18 protein-coding genes and 1 pseudogene are annotated in these 16,514 nt (G+C 42.8%); 10 read left to right on the top strand and 9 right to left on the bottom strand.

Going from position 1 to position 16,514, the window contains the following annotated elements:
- Positions 1-193 precede the first annotated feature (193 nt).
- The gene (gene lipA, locus V1502_RS17425; protein WP_409251864.1) at positions 194-1,111 is read left to right on the top strand and encodes a lipoyl synthase; all 918 of its coding nucleotides are present in this window, start codon (positions 194-196) and stop codon (positions 1,109-1,111) included.
- Between the two features lie 51 nt (positions 1,112-1,162).
- On the opposite strand, the gene V1502_RS17420 is transcribed toward lipA, so the two are convergent.
- Positions 1,163-1,894, bottom strand: coding sequence for a YhcN/YlaJ family sporulation lipoprotein (locus V1502_RS17420; RefSeq protein ID WP_409251863.1), 732 nt, complete (start codon positions 1,892-1,894; stop codon positions 1,163-1,165).
- Positions 1,895-2,103: 209 nt separating this feature from the next.
- Here V1502_RS17420 and V1502_RS17415 point away from each other — a divergent pair, with 209 nt between their 5' ends.
- Positions 2,104-2,376, top strand: coding sequence for a YutD family protein (locus V1502_RS17415; protein ID WP_409254382.1), 273 nt, complete (start codon positions 2,104-2,106; stop codon positions 2,374-2,376).
- A 55-nt stretch (positions 2,377-2,431) separates the two neighbouring features.
- On the opposite strand, the gene V1502_RS17410 is transcribed toward V1502_RS17415, so the two are convergent.
- A complete protein-coding gene (locus V1502_RS17410) occupies positions 2,432-3,586 on the bottom strand; it encodes an IS4 family transposase (protein WP_409251862.1) in 1,155 nt (384 codons plus the stop codon).
- Positions 3,587-3,771: 185 nt separating this feature from the next.
- Positions 3,772-4,074 (bottom strand): cytosolic protein, encoded by a 303-nt coding sequence (locus tag V1502_RS17405; RefSeq protein WP_409251861.1) that lies wholly within the window; start codon positions 4,072-4,074, stop codon positions 3,772-3,774.
- Positions 4,075-4,272: 198 nt separating this feature from the next.
- On the opposite strand from V1502_RS17405, the gene hepT reads away from it, so the two are divergent.
- Both hepT and V1502_RS17395 read left to right on the top strand, forming a co-directional pair.
- Positions 4,273-4,710, top strand: a complete 438-nt coding sequence (gene hepT / locus V1502_RS17400) for a type VII toxin-antitoxin system HepT family RNase toxin (RefSeq protein WP_409254381.1) — start codon at positions 4,273-4,275, stop codon at positions 4,708-4,710.
- 178 nt (positions 4,711-4,888) lie between these two features.
- Positions 4,889-5,653 (top strand): TIGR01457 family HAD-type hydrolase, encoded by a 765-nt coding sequence (locus tag V1502_RS17395; RefSeq protein WP_409251860.1) that lies wholly within the window; start codon positions 4,889-4,891, stop codon positions 5,651-5,653.
- Positions 5,654-6,213: 560 nt separating this feature from the next.
- On the opposite strand, the gene V1502_RS17390 is transcribed toward V1502_RS17395, so the two are convergent.
- The gene (locus V1502_RS17390) at positions 6,214-6,717 is read right to left on the bottom strand and encodes a phosphatidylglycerophosphatase A (protein ID WP_409251859.1); all 504 of its coding nucleotides are present in this window, start codon (positions 6,715-6,717) and stop codon (positions 6,214-6,216) included.
- Positions 6,718-6,982: 265 nt separating this feature from the next.
- Here V1502_RS17390 and yutH point away from each other — a divergent pair, with 265 nt between their 5' ends.
- The gene (yutH, locus tag V1502_RS17385) at positions 6,983-7,984 is read left to right on the top strand and encodes a spore coat putative kinase YutH (RefSeq protein ID WP_409251858.1); all 1,002 of its coding nucleotides are present in this window, start codon (positions 6,983-6,985) and stop codon (positions 7,982-7,984) included.
- 74 nt (positions 7,985-8,058) lie between these two features.
- A complete protein-coding gene (locus tag V1502_RS17380; RefSeq protein WP_409251857.1) occupies positions 8,059-9,033 on the top strand; it encodes a 2-hydroxyacid dehydrogenase in 975 nt (324 codons plus the stop codon).
- A gap of 325 nt (positions 9,034-9,358) precedes the next feature.
- On the opposite strand, the pseudogene V1502_RS17375 reads toward V1502_RS17380, so the two are convergent.
- Positions 9,359-9,577: pseudogene (locus V1502_RS17375) on the bottom strand (NifU family protein); the annotation flags it as partial.
- 320 nt (positions 9,578-9,897) lie between these two features.
- Here V1502_RS17375 and V1502_RS17370 point away from each other — a divergent pair.
- Positions 9,898-10,224, top strand: a complete 327-nt coding sequence (locus tag V1502_RS17370) for a YuzD family protein (RefSeq protein ID WP_409251856.1) — start codon at positions 9,898-9,900, stop codon at positions 10,222-10,224.
- A 226-nt stretch (positions 10,225-10,450) separates the two neighbouring features.
- Here V1502_RS17370 and V1502_RS17365 read toward each other — a convergent pair whose 3' ends face one another.
- A complete protein-coding gene (locus V1502_RS17365) occupies positions 10,451-11,518 on the bottom strand; it encodes an NAD(P)/FAD-dependent oxidoreductase (RefSeq protein WP_409251855.1) in 1,068 nt (355 codons plus the stop codon).
- A 386-nt stretch (positions 11,519-11,904) separates the two neighbouring features.
- Here V1502_RS17365 and V1502_RS17360 point away from each other — a divergent pair, with 386 nt between their 5' ends.
- A complete protein-coding gene (locus V1502_RS17360) occupies positions 11,905-12,141 on the top strand; it encodes a YuzB family protein (protein ID WP_006838050.1) in 237 nt (78 codons plus the stop codon).
- Between the two features lie 116 nt (positions 12,142-12,257).
- Positions 12,258-12,647, top strand: a complete 390-nt coding sequence (locus tag V1502_RS17355) for a VOC family protein (RefSeq protein ID WP_409251854.1) — start codon at positions 12,258-12,260, stop codon at positions 12,645-12,647.
- 23 nt (positions 12,648-12,670) lie between these two features.
- Here the strand turns inward: V1502_RS17355 and V1502_RS17350 are convergent, their stop codons facing one another.
- Positions 12,671-13,363, bottom strand: a complete 693-nt coding sequence (locus V1502_RS17350; RefSeq protein ID WP_409251853.1) for a DUF2225 domain-containing protein — start codon at positions 13,361-13,363, stop codon at positions 12,671-12,673.
- Between the two features lie 481 nt (positions 13,364-13,844).
- Here V1502_RS17350 and V1502_RS17345 point away from each other — a divergent pair, with 481 nt between their 5' ends.
- Entirely contained in the window at positions 13,845-14,207 is a 363-nt protein-coding gene (locus V1502_RS17345; RefSeq protein WP_409251852.1) for a HesB/IscA family protein, read from the top strand.
- A 58-nt stretch (positions 14,208-14,265) separates the two neighbouring features.
- Here the strand turns inward: V1502_RS17345 and V1502_RS17340 are convergent, their stop codons facing one another.
- Both V1502_RS17340 and V1502_RS17335 read right to left on the bottom strand, forming a co-directional pair.
- Entirely contained in the window at positions 14,266-14,907 is a 642-nt protein-coding gene (locus tag V1502_RS17340) for an SDR family oxidoreductase (protein WP_409251851.1), read from the bottom strand.
- Between the two features lie 394 nt (positions 14,908-15,301).
- On the bottom strand, positions 15,302-16,297 hold the full coding sequence (locus tag V1502_RS17335; protein ID WP_409251850.1) for an NAD(P)/FAD-dependent oxidoreductase: 996 nt from the start codon (positions 16,295-16,297) through the stop codon (positions 15,302-15,304).
- Positions 16,298-16,514: the final 217 nt, after the last annotated feature.

The following is a 16,514-nucleotide window of genomic DNA, read 5'->3' as shown; positions in this document are numbered from 1 at the left end:
CGTTTTCATAAATATCAATTAATGGTAATCCCCGAATCCAATGCTTGTCTTCCCTTTTTTAGTGTGATAAAGTGACTAAGGAACACGTTGTTTTACTTGTAATATTTTTTTACATATATCAGTTGCATTCGCTTTTATTAGCGTTTCACTCTGTTTGCATTAGACAGTGACTTCAATGAATGGAGATGAAATTATGAGTAAAAAAGAAGAGCATATCCGTAAGCCCGATTGGCTTAAAATTAAGCTGAATACGAACGATAATTATATGGGCCTTAAGAAAATGATGCGTGAGAAAAATCTTCATACTGTATGTGAAGAGGCACGCTGCCCGAATATTCATGAATGCTGGGGTACAAGAAGAACTGCCACATTCATGATCCTTGGTGACGTTTGTACGCGTGCATGCCGTTTCTGTGCTGTTAAAACGGGTCTTCCAAATGAATTGGATTTAGCTGAACCGGAGCGCGTGGCAGATTCAGTTCAATTGATGAACCTGAAGCACGTGGTTGTTACGGCTGTTGCCCGCGATGACTTGAAAGATGGCGGTTCTGCTGTATTTGCCGAGACAGTCAGAGCAATCCGCAGAAAAAATCCATTTACAACGATTGAAGTGCTTCCATCCGATATGGGCGGAGTGTTTGATAACATCAAAACGTTGATGGATGCCAAGCCGGATATCATGAACTACAATGTTGAAACGGTTCGCCGTTTAACTCCGAGAGTTAGGGCGCGCGCGACTTATGACCGTACACTGGAATTCCTTTCTCGTGCGAAGGACCTTCAGCCGGAAATTCCGACGAAGTCCAGCATCATGGTAGGCCTTGGCGAAACAAAAGAGGAAATCATTGAAACAATGGATGATCTGAGAGCTGCAAATGTAGATATCATGGCAATCGGTCAATACCTGCAGCCATCAAAAAAACATTTGAAAGTACAAAAATATTACCATCCGGATGAGTTTGCGGAGCTTCGCAAAATTGCGATGGAAAAAGGCTTCAGCCACTGTGAAGCTGGTCCGCTTGTCCGTTCTTCCTACCATGCAGACGAGCAGGTTAACGCTGCTGCGAAAGCTAAACAGGAAATGGGAGAAGCTCAAGTACAAAAAGCATAATTAGTATTGATGAGAAAGGACTGATCCCAGCCAGAAGGATCAGTCCTTTTATTAATCAGTCATATTGTCATGACCTGTATTGTCATATCGTTTTTGTCTGTCACGGTTGATGCGGTGAACATCATCTTCGCTCATTTCATCCATCTCATCGTACATTTCACCGTTGGCGTTTTCTCCTGCATCAATCTCCCGTCCTTGCGGTGAATCCTGGAGCATGAGGTTGATTGTATCATCAATGGCTGTGTTGACATTGGCCATATCTGTATCCATTGAAGCAAGGTTTTCGACGTTCTGCATCAAGCTAGGGTCGTCAGTCACATACACATGGTACCAGCGCGGAACGACGGATAATGCCGACTTCTTAACTTGGTCTGCCACTTCAAAACGAAGGTCTTTATCTTTCACATCGGTTTTATAAGCAACTAACACTTCTTCATCTGTCACAAGAGTGGATGCGTCCTCTACTTGTGGAATTGTGACGCTCATTTTGCTAATGGAGTCGGCAACTTTTTCTCGGTCTATTGTATACATATCATCAGTGGAAATGGCTCTTCCTTCAATAGGACTCTTCTGATGTCTTACATAGCCAAATTGTTCGCCCCGTGCATGTTCACTATTTTCCACTTCCCTGTAAATATCTTCATCTTCACCAATGTTAATGGAGTTACCGCTGTCATGAAAAATTTCATCGCCGTCAGAGGCAAGGTCATCCGCGCACCCTGCTCCCAAAAGTGAAAAGCTGATGACACCCGCTGCAAGTATTTTCTTATTCAATTTAAACACCTCCTCATTTGTTAGAATGACCAGGAGAATTGTATTTTTCTCTTAGTAATTAATGGACAATCAGTTATAATTTAAATGAGTGGTTTTTTAGTTGTTTTCTGCAGCACAGGTTAGGTGAACAGAAGTAAATCGATACCCTGCGCTTCAACATGAAAACAGCTTTGTATAAAAATGGAAATCGTTCGTTTATGAAAGAAGGTGAAGTAAAGATGGTTTGCGTCAATAATGTGTGTTATGAAGTAGTTGAGGAATTCCGGGATGGATTCAATGAGGAAGCCTTTCGTGCACGCTACAGTGATATTTTAAACAAATATGATTACATTCTCGGTGACTGGGGTTATGGTCAGCTTCGCCTGAAGGGATTCTTTGATGATCAAAATCAAAAGGCGACCTTTGATACTAAAATCACGACGATTAAAGATTATTTATTAGAATACTGCAATTTCGGATGTCCTTACTTTGTCGTCAAAAAGACAAAGTAATGACTTTATCCCTTTAAAGCACTAAGAGGGACTGTCCCTCACGGGTGTTGATTAGCTATATTTTTCCAATTGATTGACACAGACTTCCCCTTCGTTTAAAAAGCGATTTAATGGCACACCTTACCTCCACAGGCAGGGTGTGTGCCATATAACGACGGGTAAACTCAATGAAGGTGTAATTATATAAGATAGCCCACTCTTTTTTTGTCTCATTATAAATACTACGTAATATAAAATAACTGATAAGAGTGCCAAAAACTTGGCTATACACAGCGTTTGGGGAATTTCCGAATAGGTTGGAAAGGTCTAAATTTCCTTTTATCCAGCGGAAAAACAACTCGATTTGCCACCTAAGCTTGTAGATGTAAGCAATGTCTTCTGGCGACATCATCATAAGGTTCGTTGCCACTCTTATTTCATTTCCTTCGTTGTCCGTGAATGTAACTAGTCTAAAGCGAGTGTCTGTCTTTCGGGATTCTTTTCCGATAAGGGCTGTCACATCTTTTTTAATACGACCATATTCATCAAGTGGAACACTGTGTTCCGTCTCTTCCGAGAGGGAGAAGAAGTTTGCGACTCTAATCACAAAGAACTGTTCGTGTTCATGTAACTTTTGAAAATCTTTTGTGCGTGCATAGCCTCTATCAGCTGTGATGATGGAGAGAGGTTCTAAATTTTCATAGAGTTTGGGTGCTACCATGACATCGTGGTGTCGTCCAGTTGTCTGGACTACTTGAGTAGGTTGACTATCCTCTACATCAAATTTTGTATGCAGCCGAATCGCATGGCGGGTACGTGTATACCCCGCCCAGCTCATATCTGGGTGTTGGAAAGTAATGGTGGTGGAATCAACGGCAAATAGCTTAAAGGGTTTGAAAAGGGCTCGACGAACTCTACGTCCTAAGCGGTCTACAATACGGGAGAATAGTTCTTGAAGGATTTGATAAGGGACACTCTGAGCTTTTTTGGCAAGGGTAGAGTGATCTACGGAAGGTAAACTTTTTTCCTTTGGCAATTTCGTCTCGGCATCTCGAAAACCTTCCCATTTTTTCGCAGAGGAAATAATAAAAAAGTGTATCAAATCGTGGGCAGATAACTTCCTAGCTGTATCTTCATAGCCCCACTTCTCGCAAAGATTTGCCACTTCTTCATCTGTAATGATAGTTTGAAGAACCTCTGATAATTTGTTAAAGTTAGTCAATGAACCCACTCTCCTTTTTGGTTTTGTTAGAGGTAACAATCATTTTAAAGGAGAGTGGGTTTTTTTGTCTAATTATCTAGGTTGTTTTACATATTATGGTTAATCAACACCCGTGGACTGTCCCTCTTAGTGCTTTAACGTGGTAAAGCCGACAGATTCCCATAAAGGGATGCCGGCTTTTTTTATTTGTTTTCCTAATACGGGGGCTCTTCGTTCCGTTCCGGATCGGCATGAATAGGGTGCGATCCGGGGTCCTGCCTTGGGATATCCTGATGCAGGGATTTAAATTCATAGTTGAAAGCACTGTAGTAGCGCTGTCCTTCCCGCCAAGGAGTGGACTTATTTTCCACGGGTGTATATTTCCCTCGGGGTGCCCCGTATGGACCTTCGGGTGTTTGTTCAGGTACGATGAAATTTCTCATGGTTTCAACATTGGAGAAATCCGAGTAAACTTCTTCCTCTTTATCAAGGGTGCGTTTTTCCTTATTAAAAAACATATAGCCACCTCCGATATTTTTTAGTATGTGAAGAAGAAGGAATCTCATGCTGGTAGTATTATGGAGAGGAATTTTGCAGGAATATGTTACACTATAAGTTGAAAACTAAAACAGGCTGTCTTTTGCATTGATTGCCGCCGGGATAATAAAGCAACAATGGTCAAAAGAATGGTCCAGACAAAAGGCGAGGTGCTGCTGATGTATTTTGTTGACAGGGAAAAAATCGAGGAAATTCTACTATATATGGAAAAACAAATGGATTTGTTTCAATCCAGTGATGGTTGGAACACCCCAGTAGAGCAACTGGCGGTGGAACGGATTGCACACACTTTAATTGAGTCCATTCTGGACACAGGAAATGCAATGATAGATGGCTTTATCATGCGAGATCCGGGAAGTTATGAGGATATTATCGATATTCTACTGGACGAAAAAGTAATTACGGCAGAAATGGAACATAGCTTGAAAAACGTCATCGGCTTCCGAAAGATGGTCGTACAGGAGTATACACAAGTCGACCATGAAGCAGTTGAGAAAATCCTGACGGACAATATGGAATCTCTGCGCCTGTTTCCTGGACATATCAGAGAATACCTGACAAATGAACTAGGACCGGTTTCTGCATTCAGGAATTAGTCTCCCGCCAAGGATGGGGAAAGAGCTGTTCAGAGAGAAAAAACTTGTAACCAGGGGAAGAACCCAGCTCTTGGGATTTTTCCGAAAACAACAATCTATACGAGAACACCCTTATACAAACACAGAATTAACATAATATAGATGCTAATTATTGAATTGAGCATAGCTGGAGGTTACTATGAAAGATTATCAAGGATACTTAATCGATCTCGATGGAACGATGTACCGGGGCACAGAAAAAATTGAGGAAGCGGGGGACTTTGTGAACCGTCTGATTCAAAAAGGGCTGCCATACCTTTTCGTAACCAATAACTCCTCAGCGACGCCTGAGAAGGTTGCAGCGAAACTAAGGGACTTTGATATCCCTGCAGAACCGAACCAAGTGTTTACGACTTCCATGGCAACAGCCAACTTCATCTCTGAAAGAAAACAGGATGCAACTGCATATGTAATTGGGGAAGAAGGCATCAGGTCGGCATTGGAGGAAAAAGGGCTTCGGATCGTTGACGAGAAACCTGACTTCGTGGTGGTCGGGATCGATCGCAGTATCAATTATGAAAAACTGGCGCTGGCATGTCTTGGGGTGAGAAATGGCGCTACCTTTATTTCCACAAATGGAGATATTGCGATACCAACAGAAAGAGGATTGCTGCCTGGAAACGGATCACTGACGTCTGTTATTACGGTTTCCACACAAACACAACCAATTTTCATTGGAAAACCTGAATCCATCATCATGGAACAAGCCCAGGAAGTACTCGGCGTTCCGAAGGAGAAAACGCTGATGGTCGGGGATAATTACGACACGGACATCTTAGCTGGCATCAATGCAGGGCTTGATACGCTGCTTGTCCATACCGGCGTCACGACTAAAGAAATCCTGCGAGAGAAAGAAGTACAGCCGACGTATACTATCAACTCACTTGATGAGTGGGAAGTATAATCTGTAAGGTTGAGTGAGAGGAAGCGTTTTAAGGACATGAGAGGAGGAATTTATGCTCAAAAGTGTCTTGATGGAGAGTCTCAAGGAATCCAAAGAAAGAATTCATGCCCAAAAGTGTCTTGGCGGAAAGTTTTAAGGACATGAGAGGAAGAAATCAAGTGCAAAAGTGCCTTGAGGGAGAGTCTCAAGGACAAGAGAGGAAGAATTCATGCCCAAAAGTGCCTTGAGGGAGAGTCTCAAGGACAAGAGAGGAAGAATTCATGCCCAAAAGTGCCTTGAGGGAGAGTCTCAAGGACAAGAGAGGAAGAATTTATGCTTAAAAGTGTCTTTACGAAGCGTTTCAAGTACACGAAAGGAAAAATGCAGGCGCAAAAGTGTCTTGAGAAGGCTCGTCAAAGACATGAGGGGAAGAATTAAGACGCAATTTTGTCGTGAAAAGGATATCCCCAAAACGTTACATACAAAGCAGGGCTTATGCAAGATGCATGCCCCTTTGCAATTTATCAAAAATTAACAAAAAGGAAGGCTGCGGCCCTTCCTTTTTTATTATCTATTATATTTTAATCCTCTTCCTCATCATACCGGTGTGCCAGTCTGGAAGAGGCTGCGGCAGCAATGGCGCCGACAATGTCATCAAGGAAGGTATGGCATTTATCCGATGACTTATCATTTAATTTTGCGAGTATGCCCGGCTTCTGCTTATCAATATATCCATAATTGGTAAACCCGATGGATCCATACACATTCACGATGGAGAAGGCAAGAATTTCATCGACGCCATAGAGGCCTTCATCCACTTCAATTATGGATTGCAGGGGTTCTTCAAGCATGCCCTTTTCAGCGAGGCGGTCTAATTGAATCCCTGTAAGGATTGCATTTTGGACTTCGCGTTTTGAGAGTACTCTTTCAATGTTATTACGGCATTCTTCGATTCCCAGGTTAGGATGGTATTTTTTCTGCAGGAACAGGACAAGCTCGGCGATATCATCTATTTCGACACCGCGCTCATGCAGCCATCTGCGTGCCGTTTCTTCTGATAATTTCTTAGATTCTTTATCCTTCATCTCCGTCACCTTTTCCTCATTTTTTTTCATGCAAAAACTGAATGTCCATTCTGCCCCAAATGTTTTTCATTCACTTATCTATTATTGCCCCCAGCAGGTAAGTATACTAATATTCTGTAAAAAAATAGTGTGTACTTATAGTCTTATGAAACAAGCTCATTTTTTAGAAGTCCTTTATACTTTTTTGTCCCACCCAATTTCCCCTCATGAATGAGCCTTTTTCAATCATATACATAGGTAAAAGAATCATTTGGGGGAGAGTCTCATGGAGGATATTTTAACGAAGCATTATGGACTGCAGCCGGAACGGTCGTTCAAAGACGGTAGAGCACAAAGATATATGGCGGAAGGTTCCATATATACTATTGTCAACGTAACCAATCTGGAACAGGAAAACCTGGTGGAGCTTTATAACATTACAGAGCATATGAAAAAATACGGAGACCGCTATGTGTCTGCATTTGTTCCCACAGCGGAGGGGCGTTTCCTGGTGAGAGAAAAGGAACAGGATTATACTGTTTTGAAGAACGATCCTCACAGCAGGAATGCTGAGACGAAGCTGGGAAGAAAGCTTGCAAAATTTCACCAGCGGGGACGGGCCATTGAAGAGAAAATCACTCACATCAGCCGCATCGGCCAGTGGAAGTCTCTCTGGGAAAAAAGGATTGAACAAATGGAAAAAGCATATCAAATGGTCATCGAGAACCATCCGGGAGACGAGTTTGAAAGAATGTTCATTGATACTTGTCCTTATTATATTGGGCTGGCTGAAAATGCGGTTCAATATTTAGTAGATACAGAAATGGATGACAACCCGGTTTACGCAGATTCAGGGACTGTTTGCCATGAGCGCTTTTTAGAAGGGGTCTGGGGGAAGGAAGTCACTATACGTAATCCGTTTGACTGGGTATTTGACCATGGCGGGAGAGATATTGCTGAATTTGTCCGGGAAAGATATTTTATGAAACAGAACACCCATCAGCCGGACATTCGCCAGTTTATCCGTGATTATCAGTCAGTCTCCCCTCTATCCTCTTTTTCCTGGAGACTGGTTTTTGCGAGACTGTTATTTCCGCTGCATTACTTTGAAACCGTGGAGAACTACTATCTGGCGGAATCGGAAGGACAACAGTTGCAAATGGAGGAGAAATTGTACGGGTATTTGAATTCAACCCGTCATTACGAACAGTTCCTAGGCAGCTTTTTTGGAGTCGCTGAAGTGCCGGTGAAGTCTTACGGCATCCCTGGAGTTGCCTGGCTGGGTTGAAGCATGCTGCTTTCCAATCCCTTCTGATATTGCTAAAATATAGGGAAAAGAGCAATGATGCAGGGGGACTAGAAATGAAGCCATATGTTTATGTTACACGTAAACTGCCTAAAGAGGGTTTGACTTCTTTGGAGGAAAAATATGAAGTGGGTATGTGGGATGATGAGAATACAGCGGTCCCGCGTGAAATATTGCTTGAAAACGCAGGTAAGGCAGTGGGGATCCTGTCCATGTTGTCAGACCCAATCGACAGAGAGCTTTTAGCAAGTTCGCCGAATCTGAAAGTCGTCGCCAACCTGGCAGTGGGATATGACAACATTGACTTGGAAGCGGCAAATGAACAAGGGATTGTTGTCTGCAACACTCCGGATGTTCTGACAGATACAACAGCCGATCTCACTTTCGGTTTGATGATGGCTGCAGCCCGCCGCTTGATTGAGGCAGACAAATATGTAAGAGAAGGACAATGGAAAAGCTGGTCACCGCTCCTTATGGCAGGAACGGATATCCATCACAAAACGGTGGGGATCATTGGGATGGGGAGCATAGGTGAAGCGTTTGCCAAAAGGGCAAAAGGCTTTGACATGGACATCCTGTATCATAACCGCTCCAGAAAACCTGAAGCAGAAGAAATATTAGGGGCAAAATATGCAAGCCTTGAAGAGCTCCTGTCCGAGTCGGATTATGTAGTCTGCCTGGCACCATTAACTCCGGAAACGAAAGGACTCCTGCAGAAGGAACAATTCCAAATGATGAAAAACTCGGCCATTTTCATTAATGCTGCCAGGGGCCCGATTGTTAATGAAGCAGCATTATATCATGCCCTTGTAGAAGGTGAGATTGCGGCAGCGGGTCTTGATGTATTTGAGAAAGAACCGATTGATGAGAATCACCCTTTATTGTCCTTGGATAACGTCGTCGCCCTTCCGCATATCGGAAGTTCTTCGGTTGAAACAAGGATGGAGATGATGAAGCTTTGCGTCAGCAATATCCAAGCGGTTCTTGAAGGAGACAGACCAAAAACATTAGTGAACAAGGCTCTTTTCTAAAATTTTGTTGCTATTAAATATAAAGTTCAAGAGATATGGTCATAATTTACAGACATCACCCTGTTAAACAAGAAAGAAAAGAGCTAATCACCCTGTTCAGTTAGAAAAACCCTTATACCCGAAGGAAAAATCCGGCACTAAGGATTTTTCCGATAGCAACAATTTATACGGAAACAGCCTTGAACAAAGAGCGGCATAATTAAAAAAGGGGTGACCTGCTCATGGCAGTTCACCCGTTTGGCATATTTACGGCCAATAAACATCCCAAAAATCTTTCACATTAAAGAAAAAGGCAGACCTGGATTGGCAGGTCTGCCTTTTAAAATTAAAATACTTGTTCTACTTCAACGATTCCTGGAACTTCTTCCAGCAGCGCGCGCTCAATACCAGCTTTTAATGTAATAGTTGAACTCGGGCAGCTGCCGCAAGCACCAAGAAGACGAAGCTTTACAATGCCATCCTCAATATCGACCAATTCACAGTCCCCGCCATCGCGAAGCAAGAACGGACGTAATTTATCTAATACCTCTTGTACTTGAGGTACTAACTCTTGTTGTGTCATGTACAATCGACTCCTTTCCTTACCTTACTTTCTATTATAATAATATATGCTGAAAAAATCTATCAGTTGAGACGAATTCATGTGTTAAATTTTCCCTTGTAAAATGATAATGAAAGCGTTGTATTATAAAAAAGTACTTCCAAATGGCTATCTGGATACACCATTCAAATACTCTGGTCAGACCATAAGACGAATTCAGAATAAGGAGAAACATGGAATGATGAGTTCTTATTAAACTTTTCAGTTACGAATATTGTGGAAGTTTTGTAAAATAAGAGAAAGGAAGATAAAGGGGTGGAGTCATGGAGAGAAAAGAAGTGGAAATCCTCGTTTATGGAGCGGAGAAAGTCTGCGCAAGCTGCGTAAACTTGCCGACATCCAAGGAAACATATGAATGGCTGGATGCAGCGATAGCGAGAAAGTTTCCAGAACAGCCGTTTAAAATTAGATACGTAGATATATTCAATCCACCGGAAGAGGAGGAACTGCAGGAATTCGCTTCCCGTGTCATTGAGGAAGATATGTTTTATCCTGTCGTTTCCATCTTCGGAAAAGTGGTAGGAGAAGGAAATCCGAAGTTGAAAACGGTTTTTTCTGAGCTTGAAAAATACGGATACCAGGCTTGTTGATTTAGACCCGCATACCTTTTTAAGGTGTGACGGGTTTTTTTATTCGTTATGGCAGGGAATATGGAAGAATAATTTAATGCCTGTCCAATCGCAATAAAAACTTTATTCATTACGAGGGGGAACTCTGTAATCGAAAGAATTGCGTCAAACCGGCTAAAAAAGGTGATGCTCCCAAACAGCAAAAAACCAACGGCATCCAAGCCGTTGGTTTTCCTTTGTATCAGAATCAACCATTATGATATTTATACATCCAGAGGACACCGGATTTCAGCAGCCTTGCCACACGGCCCGTGATGGATCGCTCGTTCACAAGTCCAAAACCGTGTTTCTTACCAAGGGACCCAAGGATACCCTTCAGTTTGATGCGCGGAAGTTCTTCCGGAAGCTCTTCACCTTTCCAGCGTTTCAGCAGGACGGTGACGATTTGTTCTGCTTGTCCTTCTGCCAGCTGTGCACTTGGTGCCTGTGGAAGGCTTGCGCAGTCTCCGACTACATATACATGTTCATCTTCAGGGATGTTATGATATTTCGTCAGTACGACTCTGCCTTGCTTATCTTTTTCCACTTCCCAGTCCCGGACAATTTTATTTGGCTGGATGCCGGCTGTCCAGACGATGGCATCACAGTGGATGCTGTCTTCATGGTTATGGAGTGTATTCGGTTCAACTTTCGTGATATTGGAATTATTGACGATATCCACGTTGTTTTCTTCGAACCACTTGTGGACGTAGGAACTCAATCTTTCTGGGAATGTACCAAGAATCCTTGAGCCGCGGTCAAACAGCTTGATATTTAAGTCGGAGCGGCTTTCACGCAACTCACTAGCCAATTCAATTCCACTTAAGCCGGCACCCACAATTCCAACTACTGAACCTGCGGGCAGGTTGCAAAGGGCTTCATAAGTTTTCCGTGACTTCTCAATGGATTGAATGCTGTAAGTGAATTCATCTGCTCCTGGGACACCGTGATACTTATCTTCACAGCCAAGACCGATGACTAAATCATCATAGCTGACCGCTTCATCGCCGTTCAAATGAACAAGTTTACTGGATGCATCGATTTTTGTTACCTCACCGTATTTTACAGTAAGTCTTGAATGTTCCGGAAAATCCACACGGACATGCTGATCGGAGATGGTACCTGCGGCAAGCGCATAATACTCAGTTTTTAAACAATGATAAGGCACCCGGTCTATTAAGGTAATGGAAACATCATCAGGAAGCTGGTTGGGCAGCAGGCGAAGGAGCACCCGCATATTTCCGTACCCGCCACCGAGCAGGACTAAATTTTTCATAACGTAATTTCCCCTTTTGCACTTGAATGATGAACTCATTTCTATTTTCACTATGCTGAAAAGCCCGGCTGATTGACGATGCGGGGGAGATGCAAAGCTGGTGAAATGAGGAACAGGTTTAAGTAAGCACTTTCAATAGTGGACATATTTATCTATTATTCATATAAAATAAAACGTAATCACTAAAAAGTATATCGAAATAATAGATATTTCACAACAGAATTATGACAAATTCTTCACATAATATAGATTATTTGACAGGACCGCTGCTCAGTAAATTTTTCCATCCTATTGGCCGGTTTATTGACGATAAGTAAAGTGCAACTCGTTGACGTTATCCTTGAAAAAAGGTAGCATTATCATGTAGCAATAGCGAGGTGAAAAAAGTGAAACCAATTATTGAGTTTTGCATAAGCAATCTTGCAAGCGGGGCACAAAAAGCCCTCGAAGCTCTGGAAAGGGACCCTAACTTGGATGTAGTGGAATATGGCTGTTTGGGATACTGCGGAAAATGTGCATCATCCTTCTTTGCTCTTGTCAATGGGGATGTGGTACAGGGTGACAGTCCGGACGAACTTGTGGAAAATATTTATCAATTCTTAGAAGAAAATCCGATGTTTTAACTTATAAATCAACTTGGGACAGGCAGAAAAAATAACTTTTTTCTGCCTGTTTTTATTTATCCTTATTGGTGAATAATTCTTAGGGGAAAATACTAATTGCAAAGGAGAAGCAAACTATGTCATATTTTACCGGGCTTTTGCAAACCAACCTATATGTAAATGATATCAACACAGCGGCCATTTGGTACCAGGATACCTTGGGTCTTACAATTGCGGCGGATTACGGCACGACGGTCGTCCTGGCTTTCGGCGATTCCTCCTCTTATGATGGAGGAAAAAACGGTAAACCGGTCTTATGCCTGATCGAGAACAAGGAGATAAACCGAACCCATAATACCACACATCCGGTCCTTAGGATATCAAAGGAATACTGTGAAGGTTTGTATAATGAATTGAAAGAAAACAATGTAGAAGTAGAAGAAAACCCTTCTCACATAGGCCATTTTAAGTTCTATGATCCTGATGGCAATTTGCTGGAGGCATTTTATCCGGGGGTCTATGATTGAAAAAAGCTGGGGAGTCCCAGCTTTTATTTTGCCTTCTTATAATTTTCCCGTAAATCCTCCCATCGATTGCGTGCCATTTCGATAATCCTCGGTTCTTTCGTAAGCTTTTGCTGCTGGATGACCTTGGAGAAATATAGGGCAGATTGTGGGTATTTGCCGAGGCGGTAATATAGCTCTGCAATTAAATACAGAATCCTGGCGGTCGACATTTGAGTATCAAGTAAATCTTCTTGGCTGTAGGAAACACAGTAGGCCTCTACTGCCAAACTCAAAAACCGGCATTCTTGTTCTTGTTCTTCCATGGAACGGTACAGCCAGGCAGTCCGTAAATAAAGTCCAGCTTTTACGATGGGTTTCTCTCTTTTTACGCCGGCACTTAGAATGGCCAATTTATACGTTTTGATCCCTTCTTCACTTGTCCGCAGTTCCCCATAACTCTGTCCACTCCAATGAGCGGTGATATGCTTGTGAATTTCATTCCTGAGCACCGGACTCATAGACTTGGAAAAGCTGTCTGTAAAAGAGAAACCGCAATGAGGGCAAACATTCACATTATAGAAGAGAGGGTTCAAATCCTCTGTTAGGTAATTGGGGCAAAAATCCGTATCGTGTTGGTGAAATCTTATGAACCTGGAGCGGATCTTGGTTGTTTTAAAATCCCCATGACATGCAAAACACGTCAAACTGCGTTGATAATAAGGAGATATTTCAGTCATTTCTGGACGCTCCTATCTTAATAGGTAATATTACTTACATTATAAACTATTACAAGTAAAAAAGAACTAGTTAACTTCCATAAATTATCATATTTTAAAGCTGGCTGTTTTCGTATATAGGTTGCTAGTTGATGGAGGTCTTTCATTTCCACTTCGGGTGTGTGACTCCATGGAGCAGGAGGTGGCGATTTACCTGTTCGGAAAATGGTTAAGACTGAGCTCCTGAGTTGTGGTCCTGAAATATTCCTAACAGATGAAGCAACTTCGGAGCGGAGAATCAATCCGCTTTGCCAGCTATACGAGAACTAATAAAAGGAAGGATCCTGCCTGCTTTTTAACTGGTGAAAACAGCTTTTCCGCACTCGCCTATTTTTGCAGATTGGTTGAGGATGAAGGCAAAAAAGTATATACTGTACACTAAATAGTCATAAAATAAAGTGAGAAGATAGATGTAAAACACGGAATAATGGAGGTGAATCATATGTCAGATGTTGTAGTCATTACAGAAGCGGCAGCATTGCAAATCAAGGATATGATGAAACAGAATGAGGAAGAGGGAGCATTTATCCGCGTTTCCATTAAAGGCGGCGGCTGCAGCGGCCTTTCTTACGGGATGGGCTTTGAGCATGAAGCCGGTGAAAATGATGTCCAGCTTGAGCAGAATGGCATCAAAGTGTTGGTAAAGGAGCAGGACGCCCCAATCCTTAACGGAACGAAAATTGATTATAAACAGTCAATGATGGGCGGCGGTTTCACTATCGAAAATCCTAATGCCATCGCCAACTGTGGATGCGGATCTTCCTTCAGGACAGCGGCGAATGCCGGTACGCCTGAGAACTGCTGATCCTTCACATGAAAAAGCCCCTTTCGGAAATGTCCGATTTCCGAGAGGGGCTTATTTTTTATATCTTTTTCAACGCTTCACCAATAGGCATGTCACCATTCAGGATTTCAAAAGTTTTATGGTAGGTTTCCGGAGCGGTAAGACATGCAGTCAGCACATCCGCCACATCCTCACGGGTGATTCTTCCGCTTTTGTCCGTGATGGAAGAAGAAGCAATGATCTTTCCTGTCCTTTCACCATCCACAAGGGCGCCAGGACGTACGATGGTATAGTTCAATCCGCTCTCGACAAGGTGCTGGTCAGCTTTCCCTTTGGCTTCTAAGTAGTGCTGCAGGCCGTCTGGTCCAAGCGAAGGGGTGTCCGCCCCCATGGAACTCAGCATGATGAAGCGGTCCAAGCCTTTCTGTTTTGCATAATCAATGGCTTTTATGGCTCCCTCCTCATCAATGGCAGTGGTCTTGTCAGGGCCGGTCGCACTTCCTGAGCCAGCTGCAAAAATAACGGCATTCACTTCATCAAAAACATAAGAAAAATCCTCTTCCAAGTCTCCGACAAGCGGTTTAGCGCCAAGACCTTCCATTGTGTCGATCTGTTCTGCCTTGCGAATCATCGCTTTGGCGAAGTGCTGGCTGCTATTGACGAGGGAGGAAATAACATGTTTTCCTGTTTTTCCGTTAGCTCCAATAACGAGTACATTCATGGCAATCATCCTTTTTGCTTTAAAGATTTCTTACTAGATGCTCTACCCGTAAAAGCTGCGATTAAACGCTGTGGAGTCCACTCTACATAGAATGGCATTAGGGGTTTCTTTATTCTTAAGGCTTCAAGCTGATTTCCGCTCCAGGTGCACGACTCCGCGGGGCGGGCGGTGAGCCTCCTCGGCTTCGCCTGCGGGGTCTCACCTGTCCCGCTATTCCCGCAGGAGGTCGTTCACCCTCCGCTCCAATCACCATGGTTAATATTTTTGACAACTTAGCATTAATCTATCTATCAGTATTAGCTTTATCAAATCAATTAGCTTTATCAATACAAACGGAATATAAAAAGTGGACGAAAATCATGTTAGATTTTCGTCCACTAACTATCTTTCTTGATCAGCTGAACAAGGATGTACTATGAAGAGGCTGCACGCGGGCTTTTGGATCCATGTATGCTTTTGCGTTATTAACTGCCGTCGGCGCTTCGCCGAAACCGCTGGCAATCAGCTTAACTTTTCCTTCATAAGTGGATACGTCGCCTGCTGCATAGATACCTGGGATATTTGTTTCCATCTTGGAGTTTACCACGATGGAATTCTTTTGGATTTCCAAGCCCCAGTCTTTGATAGGTCCCAGGGAAGAGACGAAGCCGAAGTTGACGATAAGTTCATCAAGTTCGAGGGCTTCTTTTGCTTCTCCGCGAACTTCTTCCAGCATAAGCTGATTCACTTTTTCTCCGTCACCGATCACTTCGGTTGGGACGAAAGGTGTCTTGATTTCAACGGATGATTGGTGAAGCTGGTCCACACTGTGTTCATGTGCACGGAATTTGTCACGGCGGTGGACAAGCGTAACCTTTTCTGCAATCGGCTCAAGCATCAATGCCCAATCGACCGCTGAATCTCCTCCCCCGCAGATCACTACTTTTTTGCCGGCAAAGTATTGCATGTCATCTATGAAATAATGAAGATTTTTTCCTTCATATGTAGAAGATCCTTCCAATTCCAATCTTCTTGGCTGGAACGCACCGTTTCCGGCAGTGATGATGATGGTCTTGGAATAGTGGATTTCTTTATCCGTCGTTAATTTGAAGACGCCGTCGGCTTGCTTTTCGACATTTTCCACAGCTTGCTCAAGGCAGACCGTCTGCTCAAACTGTGCCATTTGCTCTTTTAGGTTATTTACGAGATCTTGTGCCTTTACTTTTGGGAATCCGGCTACGTCGTAGATGTATTTTTCAGGGTATAAGGTAGATAATTGTCCGCCCAGCTGAGGCAGGCTTTCAATGATTTTGACACTGGCTTTTCTCATACCGCCATAGAAAGCTGTGAACAGCCCTGTTGGACCTCCACCGATGATTGTAATATCATATACTTTTTGATCCTCTTTCAAGTGATATCCCTCCTGATTGTTTTGCAACTATAGTATCTATAATACCACATGAGCTCACTTCTTCACAAAATATGTATCAAAATTGCGAATTATCAGTATTATTGTTTCCGCTTTCATTTCTTGCTTCCAGCATAAGTGAAGTATCGTATTTATTCTAAATTTTCTAAAGTTTAATTCTTTAGGGTTATACCTTGAAAATCAAAAGTAAAAAGAATAA

Source organism: Rossellomorea sedimentorum (genome assembly GCF_046237645.1).
Classification (GTDB): domain Bacteria; phylum Bacillota; class Bacilli; order Bacillales; family Bacillaceae_B; genus Rossellomorea; species Rossellomorea sedimentorum.
Note: the sequence above shows the minus strand (reverse complement) of the source record. Positions and strands in the feature narration are given on the sequence as shown.

What these genes read in the sequence shown, in the direction of transcription:
- V1502_RS17340 (WP_409251851.1), bottom strand. Translation starts at nt 14,907, where the DNA reads ATGAATGTACTCGTTATTGGAGCTAACGGAAAAACAGGAAAACATGTT.
- V1502_RS17350 (WP_409251853.1), bottom strand. Translation starts at nt 13,363, where the DNA reads ATGACTGAAATATCTCCTTATTATCAACGCAGTTTGACGTGTTTTGCA.
- V1502_RS17345 (WP_409251852.1), top strand. Translation starts at nt 13,845, where the DNA reads ATGTCAGATGTTGTAGTCATTACAGAAGCGGCAGCATTGCAAATCAAG.
- V1502_RS17390 (WP_409251859.1), bottom strand. Translation starts at nt 6,717, where the DNA reads ATGAAGGATAAAGAATCTAAGAAATTATCAGAAGAAACGGCACGCAGA.
- V1502_RS17380 (WP_409251857.1), top strand. Translation starts at nt 8,059, where the DNA reads ATGAAGCCATATGTTTATGTTACACGTAAACTGCCTAAAGAGGGTTTG.
- V1502_RS17405 (WP_409251861.1), bottom strand. Translation starts at nt 4,074, where the DNA reads ATGTTTTTTAATAAGGAAAAACGCACCCTTGATAAAGAGGAAGAAGTT.
- V1502_RS17415 (WP_409254382.1), top strand. Translation starts at nt 2,104, where the DNA reads ATGGTTTGCGTCAATAATGTGTGTTATGAAGTAGTTGAGGAATTCCGG.
- yutH (WP_409251858.1), top strand. Translation starts at nt 6,983, where the DNA reads ATGGAGGATATTTTAACGAAGCATTATGGACTGCAGCCGGAACGGTCG.
- V1502_RS17370 (WP_409251856.1), top strand. Translation starts at nt 9,898, where the DNA reads ATGGAGAGAAAAGAAGTGGAAATCCTCGTTTATGGAGCGGAGAAAGTC.
- V1502_RS17395 (WP_409251860.1), top strand. Translation starts at nt 4,889, where the DNA reads ATGAAAGATTATCAAGGATACTTAATCGATCTCGATGGAACGATGTAC.
- V1502_RS17355 (WP_409251854.1), top strand. Translation starts at nt 12,258, where the DNA reads ATGTCATATTTTACCGGGCTTTTGCAAACCAACCTATATGTAAATGAT.
- V1502_RS17365 (WP_409251855.1), bottom strand. Translation starts at nt 11,518, where the DNA reads ATGAAAAATTTAGTCCTGCTCGGTGGCGGGTACGGAAATATGCGGGTG.
- lipA (WP_409251864.1), top strand. Translation starts at nt 194, where the DNA reads ATGAGTAAAAAAGAAGAGCATATCCGTAAGCCCGATTGGCTTAAAATT.
- hepT (WP_409254381.1), top strand. Translation starts at nt 4,273, where the DNA reads ATGTATTTTGTTGACAGGGAAAAAATCGAGGAAATTCTACTATATATG.